The following is a 15,314-nucleotide window of genomic DNA, read 5'->3' as shown; positions in this document are numbered from 1 at the left end:
TTCGCAGCGAACGCGCGCGGGTCACTCGCCTGTCGCGCGAACCAACTTCGGACTGTCACATAGCCCGGTTAGCAGAGTAACTGGGAGACTGGCCGGCCCTGGGGAGGGACGGCTGCGAACCAGATCAGCGGCAGGGCTTCACCCTGGCGACGCTGTCGACGTTGGGGACGTCGCCGGCGCGGCGTTTTCATGCCCCCTACGGACCGGCCATGCCGAGCAACAATCTCTTCATCTCTGAAGTCATCGAGGGATCGTCCAACAACAAGGCGATCGAGATCTACAACGGCACCGGTGCGCCGATCGATCTCGCGGCCGGTGGCTACAGCATCCAGATGTTCTTCAACGGCTCGACGACCGCGGGCCTGACCATCAACCTCACGGGCGTGGTGCAGCCGGGCGACGTGTTCGTGCTGGCGCAGGCCTCGGCCTCTGCGGCGATCCTGGCCCAGGCCGACCAGACGAACGGCGCGGGCTGGTTCAACGGCGACGACGCGATCGTCCTGCGCCAGGGCTCCACGGTGCTCGACGTGGTCGGGCAGGTGGGCTTCGACCCCGGCGCGGAGTGGGGCACGGGCCTCACCAGCACCGCCGACAACACCATCCGCCGCAAGGAAACGGTGACCGACGGCGACACCAACGGCTCCGACGCGTTCGACCCGAGCGCCCAGTGGGACGGCTTCGCGACCGATACGTTCAGCGGCCTGGGTTCCCACACCACCTCGGGCGGCGGCCCGGTGACGCCCGTCGTCACCGTGGCGGCCACCGACGCTTCGGGTGGCGAAGTCGGCGCCGACACCAGCATCGGCTTCACGTTCACCCGCACGGGCGATCTCACCCAGCCCCTCACCGTGACCTACACGGTCGGCGGCACGGCCACCGCGGGGTCCGACTACACGCCGGTCGCCAGCGGCTCGGTCACCTTCGCGGCGAACCAGAACACGGCCACCGTCTCGTTCACGGTGCTCGATGACTCGGCGTTCGAGGCGGCGGAGACGGTCGTGGTCACCGTCGTCGACGGCGCGGCCTACGACGTCGGCGCCCAGGGCTCGGCCCAGGCCTCGATCACCAGCGACGAGGTCGCGCTCACCAAGATCTCGGCGATCCAGGGTTCGGGCGCCTCCAGCGGCATGGTGGGCCAGACGGTCACCATCCAGGCCATCGTGACGGGCGACTTCCAGAACAACGACGGCGACGCCTCGCGCAATCTGAACGGCTTCTTCGTGCAGGAGGAACTCGTCGACCAGGACGGCAACCCGCTGACCTCGGAAGGGCTGTTCATCCTGGGCGGCGCCACCGACGTGAACCCGGGTGATATCGTCACGGTGACCGGGGTGGTCAGCGAGGCCAACGGCCTCACCCAGCTCACGGCCTCCAGCGTCCAGGTGACTCAGGCCGGGGCCGTCGCCGACCTCAGCACGCTCACCACCAACGTCACCCTCCCGGGCAGCCTGGAAGCCTATGAAGGCATGATGGTCCGCCTGACCCAGACCCTGGTCGTCACCGACCAGGAAGACCTGGAGCGGCTGGGCGAAGTGAAGCTGTACGCCAGCGAGGGCGACGGCCTGGGCGGCCAGATCGACGAGGCGGCCGATGGCCGACCCTACACCTTCACCCAGACCAATGACCCCAGCGTCGCGGGCTTCGCGGCCTACAACACCGCCGTCGCCGGCCGGACGATCATCTACGACGACGGCCTGAACGGCACGTGGCAGGGCATCCAGAGCCCGAATGGCGGCGTCTACTCGACCGCCACCGCGATCCAGGGCGGCGACACCATCACCAACCTGGAAGGCGTTCTGGACTTTGGGTTCGGCGCCTACCGTGTCCGCTCGGTCGAGAACGGCCAGAACACCTTCACCGACGCCAACCCGAACGAGCCGACCCCGCCGGCGGTGGGTGGTTCGCTCAAGGTCGCCAGCTTCAACGTCCTCAACTTCTTCGTGACGCTGGACAACGGCGGCACGACGGACAACGGCCAGGACCCGCGCGGCGCCAACACCGAAGAGGAGTTCCTGCGCCAGGTCGACAAGCTGGTGAAGACCCTCATCACGCTGGATGCCGACGTCCTGGCCCTGGTGGAGCTGGAGAACGACTTCAGCATCCCCACGGACCCGACGTTCCTGACCGGCGGCCCCGCCGTCCGCGCCCAGCTGTACCGCGAGGCCGGCAACGCCATCGGATACCTCGTGGAGCGGCTCAATCTGGAGCTCGGCGACAACGTCTACTCGTGGGTCGATCCGGGTCCGGACCACCTCGGCACGGACGCCATCGCCGTCGGCTTCATCTACAAGAACGACGTCGTCGGCATCGCCGATGGGACCAGCGTCGCGGTCGACTTCAACGCCGTCAACGACCGTCCGACCCTGGCCGTCACCTTCGAGCAGCTGTCCAACGGCGCCGAGTTCACCGCCGTCGCCAACCACTTCAAGTCGAAGGGCAGCGGCACGGGCGTGAACGCCGACCAGAACGATGGTCAGGCGCGTTCCAACTTCGACCGCGTGCAGCAGGCCGAGCGCCTCGACGCCTGGCTCGACACCAACCCCACGGGCACCAGCGACGGCGACTACGTCCTGCTGGGCGACTTCAACGCCTACTATCGTGAAGACCCGATCGATGTGCTGCGGGGCGCGGGCTACCAGATCCCGTTCGGCGAGACGACGTCGTCCTATGTCTTCGACGGCCTGATCGGCACGCTGGACTATGCCTTCGTCAACGGCTCGCTGGCGGGCCAGGTGGCCGGGGCGGCGCACTGGCACATCAACGCCGACCAGGCCCCGGCGCTCGACTACAACCGCAGCGTCGACAACGCGCCGCAGACCTACACGCGTCCGGCCACATGGTACGACGGCACGACGCCGTACCGGACTTCGGACCACGACGTCACGCTGATCGGCCTGAACCTGGCGCCGCCCAATGTGGCGCCGGTCGCGGTCGCCGACACGGCGTCGGTCGCCGAGGACGCGAGCGTGACGATCGACGTCCTGGCCAACGACACCGATCCGAACGCCGGCGACACCAAGACGCTCGTCTCGGTCTCGGCGACGGCCAAGGGCGCGACGGTGCAGATCGTCGGCGGGAAGGTCGTCTACACGGCCGACCCGGACGCGTTCGACCTGCTGGGCCCGGGCCAGTCCGCCACCGACAGCTTCACCTACGTGATGCGCGATACCGCAGGCCTGACCAGCACGACCACGGTCCAGGTGACGGTCAACGGCGTCGCCAACGGGGCCACCCAGACGGGCGGCACGGGCGGGGACACCCTGAACGGCACCGCCCTCGACGAGGTGCTGGATGGTCTGGCCGGCAACGACGTCCTCAAGGGCGAGGACGGGGCCGATACGCTCAAGGGCGGCGCCGGCAACGACGACCTCTCGGGCGGCGCGGGCATCGACAGCCTGAATGGCGCCGACGGCAACGATACGATCAACGGCGGGGCCGGCGACGATATGCTGGCCGCCGGTCGCGGCAATGACGTGTTCGTCTTCAACGGCCTGGGCTTCGGCGACGACGTCCTGATCGACTTCAAGCCGGGCGAGGACGACATCCGCCTCGTCGGCGCCGGCTTCACCAACTTCGCCGATGTGATCGCCCACGCCACCCAGTCGGGCGCGAACGTCATCATCTCCAACGCTTCCGGCGACAGCCTGCAGCTGAACAACGTTCAGCTTGCCAGCCTGACCTCGGGCGACTTCCTGTTCGTGTAGGGACTGACCATGAAACTCACTTCCATCGCCGTGGGCGGGGCGCTCGCCGCCGCCCTGGCCCTGCCGGCCTCGGCCACGACCTTCGTCAACGCCGGCTTCGAGGCGGATCTCGCGGGCTGGACCTACACCGACGGCCTCGTCGAGGTGGTCACCGAGGCCGACGACGCCACCGGCGGCGCCGAGCCCTTCGGCGAACACTACACCGCCACCGAGGGCGACAAGTTCGCCAAGCTCACGGCGGGCGAGGCGGGCGTCTACACGACCCTGAGGCAGGCCTTCACGGTCACCAAGCTGACCCGCGTGGGCTTCGACGCCGCGTTCCTGGCGTTCGACTACGACCCCTACGACGACGACGCCTACGTCCGCATCCTGAGCTCGGGCGGCGAGCAGGTGGTGTTCGCCAGCAGCGTGCTGGCCGTCGGCGATCTGGGCCATACCGACTGGGCCCGCTTCACCAGCGGCCTGCTGGCCGCCGGCGACTATGTGCTGGAAGCGGGCGTCCGCAACTTCGACGATCCCGATCCGACCTACTCGAGCCAGCTTCTGCTCGACAACGTGGGCGCCGTTCCGGAACCCGCGACCTGGGGTCTCATGATCCTCGGCTTTGCGGGCGTCGGCGCCGCGCTGCGCCGCCGCGCCATCGCCTTCGCCTGACCGGTCCGGGTGGCGTTCCGGACAGGAGCGCCACCCTGCCGCCTTGCGCCGGGACGCGGGGCACGCGATATCGGGAGGGAGAGCGCGGGCCTGTCGACGCCCGCCACCAAAGAGGACTTTCCATGAGCGATCCCGTGACCACCGCCCTTGGCCTCGTGCCGATGGTTGTCGAGCAGACGAGCCGGGGTGAGCGGGCCTACGACATCTTCTCCCGCCTGCTGAAGGACCGGATCATCTTCCTGGCCGGTCCCGTCGAGGACGGCATGGCCAGCCTGATCTGCGCCCAGCTGCTGCACCTCGAGGCCGAGAACCCCAAGAAAGAGATCCAGATGTACATCAACTCGCCGGGCGGCGTGGTGACGTCGGGTCTCGCGATCTACGACACCATGCAATACATCAAGAGCCCGGTGATCACGCTTTGCCTGGGCATGGCGGCCTCCATGGGCTCGTTCCTGCTGATGGCGGGGGAGAAGGGCCAGCGCATCGCGCTCCCGAACAGCCGCATCATGGTCCACCAGCCCTCGGGCGGCTACTCGGGCAAGGCGCAGGACATCCGTCGCCACGCCGAGGACATCCTCAAGACCAAGCGCCGGCTCAACGAAATCTACGCCAAGCACACCGGCCAGCCGATCGAAGTCGTGGAAGAGACCCTGGACCGCGACCACTTCATGACCGCTGCCGAGGCCCGCGACTGGGGCCTGGTCGACCACGTCTGGGAAAAGCGCGACGGCGAGGACGAATAGTCGCAGGTCTCGCATCCGCGAATTCAGGGCGTCGGCGCAGACCGGCGCCCTTTTCGTTTGCGCCGGATCGTTTCACGTTCGGCGCGGGGAGCATGGGGTCGGGGCTTGCGGATATTCTACGTCACCCAGGGCGTGCACCGGACGGGCGGCCAGCTGGTCAACCTGGATCACGTCGCGGCGCTGCGCGGGCTGGGCTACGACGCCCGCTTCCTGTTCATCCGCACCGACGGCACGCCGCCCGAGCCGTTTCCCGCGGACTATGACGCGCCCTGGCAGGCCGGGGTCGATGGGCTGACCGCCGGGGACATCGTGGTCGTGGGCGAGATGTTCGGCGCCGGCGCCCAGGCGGTGATGCCGACGCCGGCCCGCAAGCTGATCCACAACCAGGGCCCGTACTACAGCTTCATGGCCTTCTCCGACCTGGCCGCCATGCGCCGCTGGGGCGCCGAGGCGATGATCCTGCCCAGCCACTTTGCGGCCGGATTGGTCGCGCGCATGGGCTGGGACCTTCCGACCCACGTGGTGCGGCCGGCGCTCGATCCGGTTTTCGCCGCCTCTGCGGCTGGGGCGCGACGGCTGCAGGTCGCGATGATCCCCAACCGGCGGCCGCAGGAGTGGCGGCTTATCCGTGGCGTACTGCGCTCCCGCCGCCCCGACCTTGCAGAGATTCCGTGGATCGAGATCAAGGGGCTGCCGCGCGGCGAGGTGGCAAGAGTGATGGCCGAAAGCGAAATCTTCCTGGCCACGGGCCTATTGGAGGGGCTGGGGTTGCCTCCGCTGGAGGCGTTGGCGACCGGCGCCCTTGTGATCGGGTTTCACGGCGGGGGCGGGCGCGAGTACGCCACGCCGGAGAACGGCGACTGGTTCGACGACGACGGCCACCTGGAGATCGCCGAGACGATCGCGCGACGCATCGACGAACTTCGGTCCGGCGAGAGCTTCGCGGCGCGCCGGGCGGCGGGGCAGGCGACGGCAGCGGGATTCAGCCGTTCGGCGTTCGAGGCGCAGCTGGCCGCCGCGTGGGCCGCGATCGCCGGCTCCCCCTAGGCGCTGCGGAGCACGGCGGCAGCCAGCAGCGCGTCCCGGCCGGCCGGGTCGGTGACGTCGAACCGTTCGAAGTCGGGTCCGTCGCGCAGGTCGGCGAACAGACCCCTCGGGTCTTCGTGGAAATGCAGAAACGCCCGGCCTCTGCGGTAGAAGACCCCGCGCGACGTCTCTCGCAGGCTGGGCACGGCGCGCAGCGCGTTGAGCAATGTCTCAAGCTGATCGAGGGCGGCCGCGCCAGCGTGCTTCATGGCTTGCCGGTGAAGACCCGATAGTAGGGCTCCTCGGCGATGGCGAGCATCTCGGTGTCCCCCGAGGTGTCGCCGTAGGCGGCGCGCACCCTCAGGTCGCCGTAGGCCGCACGGATCCGCGCCACCTTCTCGCCGGCGCGGCAGTTCGGCGACGCGAAGGCCCCGGTTGCCCGGTCCCGATCGTCGAAGCTCAGCTGCGTGCCCAGAACGTCGTCGGCGCCCAGGCCCCGTGCGAACGGCGCCACCACGATGTCGGGCGAAGCGGTGACGATGATCAGGCGCACCGGCTCCTTGCGCCACCGCTTCCAGGCGATCACCGCGTCAGGCCGCAGCAGACTGCGCGAGTGCTCAGCGAATCGGCGCGCGTCGGCTTCGAGCTGGGGGCGCGGCACGCCGCCGAGGAAGACCTTCGTGGCGGCCGCCTTGATCCGTCCGCGGTCACGATCGAACAGGTAGGCGACGCTGGCCGGGATCAGCCGCAGGAGGCCCAGCCACCATTTTGCGGCCGGCGTCCGCCATTTGAGGAACGCCATGTAGCTGTCGCGCACTGTAAGGGTGCCGTCGAAGTCGAAGGCGACGAGCGGCCGCTCGGGACCATCGGGAATGTCCGCGTCATCGACGTCACGCTCTTGTGCCATTTCCGCGTGTTTCCCATTTGGTAAGGCGAGGCGCCCAAGGTTCCGGCTCCACGCCGCACATTGTCGCTCCGGCGAGCGAAGGCTTGTGATCCCGGCGCGGATCGGGGAATGTCAAGACTTGGACAACCCGCGGCGCGTATCCTGCAGGGCTAGGGCGTCAGATGCCCGGGTCGAGGCGATCCAGAACACCGGCCCGCCTCGTCGAAAGAGTGAGATGAGACCATGACCAAGGCCGCCAGCGGAGATTCGAAGAGCACCCTGTATTGCTCTTTCTGCGGCAAGAGCCAGCACGAAGTCCGCAAGTTGATTGCGGGTCCGACCGTATTCATCTGTGATGAGTGCGTGGAACTGTGCATGGATATCATCCGCGAGGAGCACAAGATCTCCTTCGTGAAGTCCAAGGACGGCGTGCCGACTCCCAAGGAGATCCGCGAAGTTCTCGACGATTACGTGATCGGTCAGGACCACGCCAAGAAGGTTCTCTCGGTTGCCGTCCACAACCACTACAAGCGCCTGAACCACGCGACGAAGAACAACGACGTCGAACTGGGCAAGGCCAACATCCTGCTCATCGGGCCGACCGGCACCGGCAAGACGCTGCTGGCCCAGACCCTGGCCCGAATCATCGACGTTCCGTTCACGGTCGCTGACGCGACGACGCTCACCGAAGCCGGTTATGTCGGCGAGGACGTCGAGAACATCATCCTCAAGCTGCTGCAGGCTGCCGACTACAACGTCGAGCGGGCCCAGCGCGGCATCGTCTACATCGACGAAGTCGACAAGATCAGCCGCAAGTCGGACAACCCGTCCATCACCCGCGACGTGTCGGGCGAGGGCGTCCAGCAGGCCCTGCTCAAGATCATGGAAGGCACCGTCGCCTCCGTGCCGCCGCAGGGCGGGCGCAAGCATCCGCAGCAGGAATTCCTGCAGGTCGACACCACCAACATCCTCTTCATCTGCGGCGGCGCGTTCGCCGGCCTGGAGAAGATCATCTCGGCGCGCGGGCAGGGCACCAGCGTCGGCTTCGGGGCCAAGGTCTCGGATCCGGACGCGCGCCGTACGGGCGAGATCTTCCGTCAGGTGGAGCCGGACGATCTGCTCCGCTTCGGCCTGATCCCGGAGTTCATCGGCCGCCTGCCGGTGATCGCCACGCTCGACGATCTGGACGAGAAGGCCCTGGTGAAGATCCTCACCGAGCCCAAGAACGCCTTCGTGAAGCAGTATGTCCGCCTCTTCGAGATGGAGAACGTGGGCCTCACCTTCACCGACGACGCGCTGAACGCGGTGGCCCGCAAGGCCATCCAGCGCAAGACCGGCGCCCGCGGCCTGCGCTCGATCCTCGAAGGCGTGCTGCTCGACACCATGTACGAGCTGCCGACCTACGACGGCGTCGAGGAGGTGGTGGTGAACCAGGAGGTCATCGAGGGCCGCGCCCAGCCGCTGATCATCTACGCCGAGCGCCGCGACAAGGGCGGCGCGGCCTAAGCGCCATCCCGAACCGATCTGAGGGCCCCGCAGGCGACTGCGGGGCCTTTGTCGTTTATGGATCGCCGCAGGAGAGGGCCCCGATGCGCCGACTGATGACTGCCGCTGTCCTCGCGAGCCTGTGGACCACGACACCGGTCCTGGCCGGCGATCCTGCGCCGTCCGCCGCCTACGCGAAGGGCTGCACGGCGAAGACGGCCAGGGCCGCCGAGCCGGCGGAGGTCGCGGCCAATCCGGCCGAGTTCGTGGGCAAGTGCGTCAGCCTCGACGGCTGGTGGCGCGACATCGCCCTCTATCCCAGCCGGGCCGAGGCGGCTCAGACCGACGCGCTCTCCATCGTGATCCTCGATCAGCGGCGCGTAGGCCTCTACCTGCCCAAGGCGCAACTCGACACCGCGCCGCAGACAGCGCCCCGCTTGGTGACGATCGTCGGCCGGGTCGGAGGCGCCTGCGCCACGGTGGCGGCCGAGGTTCGGGAGAAGGACGAGGGCTACTGCCACTACAAGCCCGGCGTCTGGCTGGCCGTCGCCAGCGTCACGCCGAAGTAGCGGGCCGGCGCGGCCGGATGCCCAGCTTGACCTTCAGCATGGCTTTTCACTGGGTGGCGTTGGCCGTGCTGATCATCCTGCTTGTCGGCGCGGGCTACCTCGTTTGGCGCCTGAGCGAGCGTCCGAAACCTGGGCCTCGCTTCGACGAGTTCGATTGAAAACCCAGTCGGATCGGCCATCGAGGTGGCGGGCCGGTGCGGGAAGGCCCACGTTCGCGTCATGAGCCTGATCCGCGCCCTCGACCACATCAACATCCGCACCGCCGACCTCGCGGCGACCAAGGCGTTCCTGGTCGACGTGCTGGGCCTGGCCGAGGGTTGGCGGCCACCGTTCCCGTTCCCGGGCGCCTGGCTCTACGCGGGCGACAAGGATGTCGTCCACTTGGTGCAGGTCGACAAGCCTGCGGCCGACAGCGCCGGCTCGGCGTTGGATCACTTCGCCTTCGACATCGCCGATTACGACGACGCCCTGGCTCGGGTCGAAGCGTCCGGACTGCCGTTCCGCGCCACGGCCACGCCCGGAACCTCCGTGCGGCAGATCTTCGTGCGCGACCCCAACGGCGTGACCATCGAGCTCAACTGGAAGGGCCCGACGCCCCGCGGCTGAAGATGCGGCTCAGCCGATCCAGCCCGCGGCGCGGAGCTTCGCGACGCTGGCGCGGGAGACCGGGGCTTCGAGGCCGTTGGAGAGCCTGAGGCGCAGGTTGCGGCCGTCCTCGATCACGCCGGTCACCGCACGCCGGGCCACCCACCAGGACCGATGCACCTGCAGGCCCTCCAACCCGTTCAACTCGGCGATCGCCTGGCTGAGCGCCATCAGGGCGAGTTCCGATCCCTGGTCGGTGTGCAGGCGGACGTAGTGATCCTCCATCTGCAGGCACAGCAGGTTCTGCCCCAGTCGCCCGGGCAGTCGCCGCAGAATCGGCGCCTCTCCGTCGGCAGGCTCGGGCCGCACCGGCGCCGGCCGCCTCGGCTGCAGGTACTGGCGCAGCAGGACGTATCCGCCGGTGAAGAAGACGGTGATCAGCAGCGACTGGCCGTACCACTCCAGCCAGCCCACCCGGCTGATGAACGGCCACACGGCGACGGCGATCAGCCGGGTCGCAATGGCGACCGGCGCGCAGACCACCACCGCCATGGCGGGCAGCCAGGCCCAGATCGGCACCCCGGCGGCCTCGGCCCGTGGCATGGTCCAGCGGATCGCCAGGCCATAGGTCAGGGCGCTGAGCGTGAAGGTCCCGACCCAGTAGGCGACGCGGGGCAGGGCGTCGTCGTTGTAGTAGCTGCCGAACGGCCCCACGAGCCCCAGGAACACGCCGCCGCCCGCCGCCACCGCCAGGTCGATCGCCCAGTCGCGCGGGGTGTTGAACGGGAGCGGATGGGCCTCGGCCATGGGCCCCTTCTACAGCGCGCGTCGGGCGTCTGAGAACCCGCCTGCCGGCCCGCGAACCCGTTCGCCCATTCGCGAAGGCGCTCTGGCGAAGGCCGCCGCGGCGGGCGAGGGCAGGGACGTCATCTTCGTGAGGAGCCCCATGTCCCGTCCGTCCGCTCTCGTTCGCATTCTTGCCGCCGCCGTCGCTGCGGCGTCGCTGGCCACGCCGGCCCTGGCCGATGTCGGTTTCCGCGTCCTCAACATCCCCGACCCCTCGGGCGCCCAGATCGAGGTGGGCGTCTGGTACCCCACCGATGCGGCGGCCAAACCGACTCCGTTCGGCCTGGCGTCGCAGACCGTCGCGGCCGGCGCGCCCTTCAAGGGCGAGCGCCTGCCGCTGGTGGTGATGTCGCACGGCAACGGCGGATTCTTCGGCAGCCACTACGACACCGCCATCGCCCTGGCCGAGGCCGGGTTCGTGGCCGCCGCGCTGACCCACACCGGCGACAACTATCGCGACCAGAGCCGCGCCACCGACATGCCGAACCGGCCGCGCCAGCTGAGCCTTCTGGTGGACCACATGCTGGGCGCCTGGCCGGAGAAGGATCGCCTGGATCCCGCGCGTGTGGGGGCGTTCGGCTTTTCGTCGGGCGGCTTCACCGTGCTTGCCGCCGCCGGCGCAGTGGCGGATCCGACCCGGCTGGGCCGTCACTGCGGCGCGCACCCGGAGTACTTCGACTGCGCCCTCATCCGCGCCAGCGGTCCGCCGAAGGCCTGGGCGCAGACCACGCCGGACCGCCGGCTCAAGGTCATCGTCTCGGCCGCGCCCGCCATCGGCTACGCCTTCACCGAAGCCAGCCTTAAGACGCTCACCATGCCGATCCAGCTCTGGCAGGCCGAGCATGACCGCGTGCTGCCCAAGCCGCTCTATGTCGAGCCGGTCCGCGCGGGCCTGCCGACGCCGCCCGAGTTCCATTTCGTGAAGGGCGCCGACCACTTCGACTTCCTGCCGGCCTGCGCGCCCGAGGCCGTCGCCCGCGCCGCCGCCATCTGCACGCCTACGCCGGGCTTTGACCGCTCAGCCTTCCACGTCGAGCTCAACAGGGAGGTCGTCCGCTTCTTCCGCGAGAAGCTGCGCTAGAGCCTGTCGGGTTCAGATGGATCATCTGAACCCGATCAACAGGCTCCATCTTTTTGATTTAGAGCGCGTTTCAGGGGCGAAACCGGCTTCCACTTTCGCCCAACGCGCTCTAGCGCCGCAGCTTCGCCGGCTTCTCCAGGTGCCAGATGCTCTCGCCGAGCTCGTCCAGCTTCTTCGATAGCAGCGCGTGGGTGTCGGCGAGGCCCTGGTTGTAGACGTGCGGCCCGATGGTCTCGATGATGAAGTCGAGGAGGAAGTGGGCGTCGAATCCCGTCACCTCCACGTCATGCTCATCCTTGAGGTATCGCGACAGCGCCACGGCCAGGGCGTCGCGCGTGTCCTTGGGGAGTTCGATCTTCGACATGCGGAGGCCCCGATGGCGGCTGTGCTCTACGGCATCAAGAACTGCGACACGATGAAGAAGGCCTGGACCTGGCTGGACCAGCACGGCGTCGCCTACGACTTCCACGACTATAAGAAGGTCGGCATCGACCGTGCCACCCTGGAAGGCTGGGTGCGCCAGCTGGGCTGGGAGGTGCTGCTGAACCGGGCCGGGACCACGTTCAAGAAGCTGCCCGACGCCGAGAAGCAGGGGATCGACGCGGCCAAGGCCATCGATCTGATGCTGGCCCAGCCCTCGATGATCAAGCGCCCAGTCCTGGACCGCGGCGGCAAGCTGACGGTCGGCTTCAAGCCCGAGGTCTACGCGGCCCTTTCGGACTAGCCGGCCTCGGTCTCCAGGGTCGGGAAGTCGGTGTAGCCCCGCGCGCCGCCGCCGTAGTAGCTGCGCGGATCGGCCACGTGCAGCGGGGCGTTGCGGCGCAGGCGCTCGACCAGGTCGGGGTTGCCGATGAACGGGCGGCCGAACGCGATCATGTCGGCGGTGTCGGCCGCGCGGGCGGCGATGGCCAGGTCGCGGTCGTACATGTTGTTGGCGATCGTCACGCCCTTGAACAGGCGCCGCAGCGTCTGCAGGTCGAACGACGGCTCGGCGGTGCGCGAGATGCCCGTGTCGCCCTCCACCATGTCGAGCCAGCCCACCTTCAGGTCGTTCAACCGCTCCACGACGTAGGTGAAGAGCGGCCCGGGATCTGAATCCCAGGCCTGGTAGGCATGCCCGATGGGCGCCAGCCGCACGGCTGTCCGCTCGGGCCCCCACACGCCGATGATCGCCTCCAGCACCTCCACCAGCAGCCGCGCGCGGTTCTCGATCGAGCCGCCGTACGCATCGGTCCGCTTGTTGGTCATGTCGCGCAGGAACGCATCGATGAGATAGCTGTGGGCCGCGTGCAGCTCGACGCCGTCGAACCCGGCCGCCTTGGCGCGCACAGCCCCGGCGCGGAACATCTCGACGATCCCCGGCATCTCGTCGAGGCGCAGCGCCCGGGCCTCTTCGTAGTCGTGCGGGCCTGACAGCGTGAAGATCTGGCCCGGCTGGCGGTAGGCCGAAGGCGCGATCGGCGCCTCGCCGCCGCCGAGCGACGAGTGGCTGAGCCGCCCCGCGTGCCAGAGCTGGCTGAAGATCACGCCGCCCTTGGCGTGAACCGCGTCCGTCACCTGCCGCCAGCCCGCGATCTGGTCGTCGTTCCACAGGCCGGGGATGTTGGGCCCGCCGCGCCCGCCCGGCGCCACCGGGGTGGCTTCCGTGATCAGCAGACCCGCCGAGGCGCGCTGCGCGTAGTAGAGCGCCTGGAGCTCTCCGGCCTCGCCGGCGTCGTTCGAGCGCGTCCGCGTCAGCGGCGACAGCGCGATGCGGTTCTGCAGCTTGAGGCCGTTGAATTCGCAGGGGTCGAACAGGTCGGTCATCGGGGGCTCTCCATCGCAGCAGCGACGACTTTGGGAGGCCGGACGCGGCGTCAGTCCAGAACCGCGGCGACCGCTGCATCCAATCGCCCGGGCGGCGGCGACTAGAGGCAAAGGGCGGTCGGAGAGGGCTCCGTCGCCGGATCGGAGCGACGCAAGATGGAAGACTTCTTCTCGAGCTACTGGTGGCTGCTGTTCCCCCTGGCCTTCTTCGTGTTCGGGGCGTGGGACCGCTGGCTGTCCTACAAGCGCAGCCAGGACCGGCTGGACCTGCTCCGCAGCTACACCAGTCAGGGCAAGGATCCGCCGCCGGAACTGCTGCGCGCGCTGCAGGACGAGGAGGATGACGAGGACGACGTGATGTATGGCCGCGTCGGCCGCCGCGCCGCCCGCCGCATGCGCCACCGCTACTGGCGCTACACGCCCTATTGGGCCTGGCGCACGGCGATCATCACCGGCGCGGTGGCGGCGGGCTTCTGGTTCGCCTCGGAGTACGCCGACATCCCCGGCGTCGACTGGCCCTTCCGGCTGGTTGCGATCATCATGACCTGCGTCGCTGCGGGGCACCTGGTGGCCGCCATCTTCACCTCGACCTTCCGGAGCCGATGAGCCCCGAGGGCCTGGACACCCAGCTGGTCGAGGCCGCCAAGGCGGGCTCGACCGCCGCCTTCGCGCGCCTGGTGGAACGCCACCAGGCGGCTTTGCGCGCCTTCCTGCGCCGCACCTGCGGGAACTGGGCCCAGGCCGACGATCTGGCTCAGGAGACGTTCCTGGCGGCGTGGTCCGCGATCGGAAAGCTGGAGTCCGGGGCCAGCGTCCGGGCCTGGCTGTGCGGCATCGGCTACAACAAGCACCTGAGCGCGATCCGCAGCGCCGGCCGCAGCCGCGCCCGCGAGGCCGGCTATGAAGCCGATCGCCCCGTGTCCGCCCGCCCGCTCTCCGACGAGCGCCTGGCGCTCGAAGCGGCGCTCGCCGAACTGCCGCCGGACCAGAGGGCCTGCGTGGCCCTTTGCCTGGCGGCCGATTTCAGCCACGCGGAGGCGGCGGACGCGCTTGGCCTTCCGTTGGGCACGGTAAAGAGTCATGTCACGCGCGGCCGCACGCGGCTGTTGCAGGTTTTGGGAGGCTCCGATGATGGAAGCTGACGCGCGCCTGAAGGCCCTCTTCGCCGAGGACGAACCGCCGGCCCGCGACCCCGCGTTCTCCACCGCTGTGATGGCCGAGGTGGCGCGACGCCGCTTCGTGGCCGACATGGGCCTGCTGGCGATCGTGGCGGCGGCCGGCGGGTTCGTACTGTGGGCGGCCTGGCCGACGCTGTCGCCGCTGCTCACCACCACCTCCGCGGGACTGGTTCCCGTCATGGCCTGCCTGACCCTGGCGGTCACCGCCGTGGCGGTGCTCGACGGTCGCCTGATCCCGGGTGGCCTCCGGAATCATGACTAAGGTTTCATGCGCGGGTCTGCATCTGTCGGGCCAGTCCTGCGCCTCTAACCATCAGAAAGGGCGGAAAGCCGCTCACCTGGAGAGGACTGTATCGAGATGGAAATTCTGATCCCCCTGGGCTTTTTCGCGATGATCGCCGCGCTGGTGATCGTTCCGCGCTACTTCAAGAGCATGGAACGCCAGCGGATGGCCGAGACCCTCAGGGTCGCCATCGAGAAGGGCCAGCCGCTGCCCACCGAGATCATCGACGCCATGTCGTCGAATGTGCGCACGCCGGGCCTGCCGCCGTCGCCGCAGCGTGACCTGCGCACCGGCATCATCTGGCTGGGCATCGGCGCGGGCCTCGTCGCCATGGGCGCGGCCGTCAGCTTCGAGGAAGCCGACGCGCTCTACCCGATCCTGGGCATCGCGGCCTTCCCGATCTTCATTGGCCTGGCCTTCATCGCCCTGGCCTCGCTCAACAAGACGAAGCCCTAAGCGCGCGATCGG

Annotated in this window: 19 protein-coding genes; 14 read left to right on the top strand and 5 right to left on the bottom strand. The window is 68.8% G+C overall.

Translation table 11 applies throughout. The features are described from left to right. Window positions 1–209 precede the first annotated feature (209 nt). The 4 genes from ACQ66R_RS02045 to ACQ66R_RS02030 all read left to right on the top strand — a co-directional run bounded on the left by ACQ66R_RS02045 (window position 210) and on the right by ACQ66R_RS02030 (window position 6,148). The gene (locus tag ACQ66R_RS02045) at window positions 210–3,704 is read left to right on the top strand and encodes an ExeM/NucH family extracellular endonuclease (RefSeq protein WP_430418787.1); all 3,495 of its coding nucleotides are present in this window, start codon (window positions 210–212) and stop codon (window positions 3,702–3,704) included. Between the two features lie 9 nt (window positions 3,705–3,713). After that, entirely contained in the window at window positions 3,714–4,358 is a 645-nt protein-coding gene (locus tag ACQ66R_RS02040) for a PEPxxWA-CTERM sorting domain-containing protein (protein WP_430418785.1), read from the top strand. A 122-nt stretch (window positions 4,359–4,480) separates the two neighbouring features. Continuing rightward, complete coding sequence (locus tag ACQ66R_RS02035) at window positions 4,481–5,101, top strand: ATP-dependent Clp protease proteolytic subunit (RefSeq protein WP_430418783.1); 621 nt, start codon at window positions 4,481–4,483, stop codon at window positions 5,099–5,101. A 105-nt stretch (window positions 5,102–5,206) separates the two neighbouring features. Beyond that, the gene (locus ACQ66R_RS02030) at window positions 5,207–6,148 is read left to right on the top strand and encodes a glycosyltransferase (protein ID WP_430418781.1); all 942 of its coding nucleotides are present in this window, start codon (window positions 5,207–5,209) and stop codon (window positions 6,146–6,148) included. Here the strand turns inward: ACQ66R_RS02030 and ACQ66R_RS02025 are convergent. Beyond that, complete coding sequence (locus ACQ66R_RS02025) at window positions 6,145–6,396, bottom strand: hypothetical protein (protein WP_430418779.1); 252 nt, start codon at window positions 6,394–6,396, stop codon at window positions 6,145–6,147. The genes ACQ66R_RS02030 and ACQ66R_RS02025 overlap by 4 nt on opposite strands. Further along, on the bottom strand, window positions 6,393–7,034 hold the full coding sequence (locus tag ACQ66R_RS02020) for an HAD-IB family hydrolase (RefSeq protein ID WP_430418777.1): 642 nt from the start codon (window positions 7,032–7,034) through the stop codon (window positions 6,393–6,395). Before ACQ66R_RS02020 ends, ACQ66R_RS02025 begins: the two co-directional genes overlap by 4 nt. Window positions 7,035–7,256: 222 nt before the next feature. Between ACQ66R_RS02020 and clpX the strand changes: the two genes are divergently transcribed. The 4 genes from clpX (at window position 7,257) to ACQ66R_RS02000 (ending at window position 9,673) form a co-directional block, all read left to right on the top strand. Beyond that, window positions 7,257–8,519 carry an ATP-dependent Clp protease ATP-binding subunit ClpX gene (gene clpX / locus ACQ66R_RS02015; RefSeq protein ID WP_430418775.1) on the top strand — a complete coding sequence of 421 codons (1,263 nt, stop codon included), beginning with the start codon at window positions 7,257–7,259 and terminating at the stop codon, window positions 8,517–8,519. Window positions 8,520–8,602: 83 nt separating this feature from the next. Continuing rightward, window positions 8,603–9,067, top strand: coding sequence for a hypothetical protein (locus ACQ66R_RS02010; RefSeq protein ID WP_430418773.1), 465 nt, complete (start codon window positions 8,603–8,605; stop codon window positions 9,065–9,067). Window positions 9,068–9,084: 17 nt separating this feature from the next. Beyond that, window positions 9,085–9,225: a hypothetical protein gene (locus tag ACQ66R_RS02005; RefSeq protein WP_430418771.1), complete on the top strand. Its 141-nt coding sequence runs from the start codon at window positions 9,085–9,087 to the stop codon at window positions 9,223–9,225. Window positions 9,226–9,286: 61 nt separating this feature from the next. Further along, a complete protein-coding gene (locus ACQ66R_RS02000; RefSeq protein ID WP_430418770.1) occupies window positions 9,287–9,673 on the top strand; it encodes a VOC family protein in 387 nt (128 codons plus the stop codon). 9 nt (window positions 9,674–9,682) lie between these two features. Here ACQ66R_RS02000 and ACQ66R_RS01995 read toward each other — a convergent pair whose 3' ends face one another. Then, the gene (locus ACQ66R_RS01995) at window positions 9,683–10,459 is read right to left on the bottom strand and encodes a LytTR family DNA-binding domain-containing protein (protein ID WP_430418768.1); all 777 of its coding nucleotides are present in this window, start codon (window positions 10,457–10,459) and stop codon (window positions 9,683–9,685) included. Window positions 10,460–10,598: 139 nt separating this feature from the next. Between ACQ66R_RS01995 and ACQ66R_RS01990 the strand changes: the two genes are divergently transcribed. After that, entirely contained in the window at window positions 10,599–11,579 is a 981-nt protein-coding gene (locus ACQ66R_RS01990) for an alpha/beta hydrolase family protein (RefSeq protein ID WP_430418766.1), read from the top strand. A 109-nt stretch (window positions 11,580–11,688) separates the two neighbouring features. Here ACQ66R_RS01990 and ACQ66R_RS01985 read toward each other — a convergent pair whose 3' ends face one another. Continuing rightward, complete coding sequence (locus ACQ66R_RS01985; protein WP_430418764.1) at window positions 11,689–11,943, bottom strand: DUF2164 domain-containing protein; 255 nt, start codon at window positions 11,941–11,943, stop codon at window positions 11,689–11,691. A gap of 12 nt (window positions 11,944–11,955) precedes the next feature. Here ACQ66R_RS01985 and ACQ66R_RS01980 point away from each other — a divergent pair, with 12 nt between their 5' ends. Continuing rightward, window positions 11,956–12,303, top strand: coding sequence for an ArsC family reductase (locus ACQ66R_RS01980; protein WP_430418762.1), 348 nt, complete (start codon window positions 11,956–11,958; stop codon window positions 12,301–12,303). Here ACQ66R_RS01980 and ACQ66R_RS01975 read toward each other — a convergent pair. Then, a complete protein-coding gene (locus tag ACQ66R_RS01975) occupies window positions 12,300–13,385 on the bottom strand; it encodes an alkene reductase (protein ID WP_430418760.1) in 1,086 nt (361 codons plus the stop codon). The two genes, ACQ66R_RS01980 and ACQ66R_RS01975, sit on opposite strands and share 4 nt — an antisense overlap. Window positions 13,386–13,541: 156 nt before the next feature. On the opposite strand from ACQ66R_RS01975, the gene ACQ66R_RS01970 reads away from it, so the two are divergent. From ACQ66R_RS01970 to ACQ66R_RS01955, 4 genes are all read left to right on the top strand, one after another. Continuing rightward, window positions 13,542–13,991, top strand: a complete 450-nt coding sequence (locus ACQ66R_RS01970; protein WP_430418758.1) for a hypothetical protein — start codon at window positions 13,542–13,544, stop codon at window positions 13,989–13,991. Next, window positions 13,988–14,527 carry an RNA polymerase sigma factor gene (locus tag ACQ66R_RS01965; RefSeq protein WP_430418756.1) on the top strand — a complete coding sequence of 180 codons (540 nt, stop codon included), beginning with the start codon at window positions 13,988–13,990 and terminating at the stop codon, window positions 14,525–14,527. Before ACQ66R_RS01970 ends, ACQ66R_RS01965 begins: the two co-directional genes overlap by 4 nt. Next, a complete protein-coding gene (locus tag ACQ66R_RS01960; protein WP_430418755.1) occupies window positions 14,514–14,825 on the top strand; it encodes a hypothetical protein in 312 nt (103 codons plus the stop codon). The genes ACQ66R_RS01965 and ACQ66R_RS01960 overlap by 14 nt, the downstream gene beginning before the upstream one ends. A 96-nt stretch (window positions 14,826–14,921) precedes the next feature. Beyond that, window positions 14,922–15,302 (top strand): DUF6249 domain-containing protein, encoded by a 381-nt coding sequence (locus tag ACQ66R_RS01955; protein WP_430418753.1) that lies wholly within the window; start codon window positions 14,922–14,924, stop codon window positions 15,300–15,302. Window positions 15,303–15,314: the final 12 nt, after the last annotated feature.

The sequence above is a fragment of the Phenylobacterium sp. genome, from assembly GCF_965284355.1.
In the GTDB taxonomy this organism is placed as follows: Bacteria; Pseudomonadota; Alphaproteobacteria; order Caulobacterales; family Caulobacteraceae; genus Phenylobacterium.
This window is presented reverse-complemented; position numbering and strand designations above follow the sequence as displayed.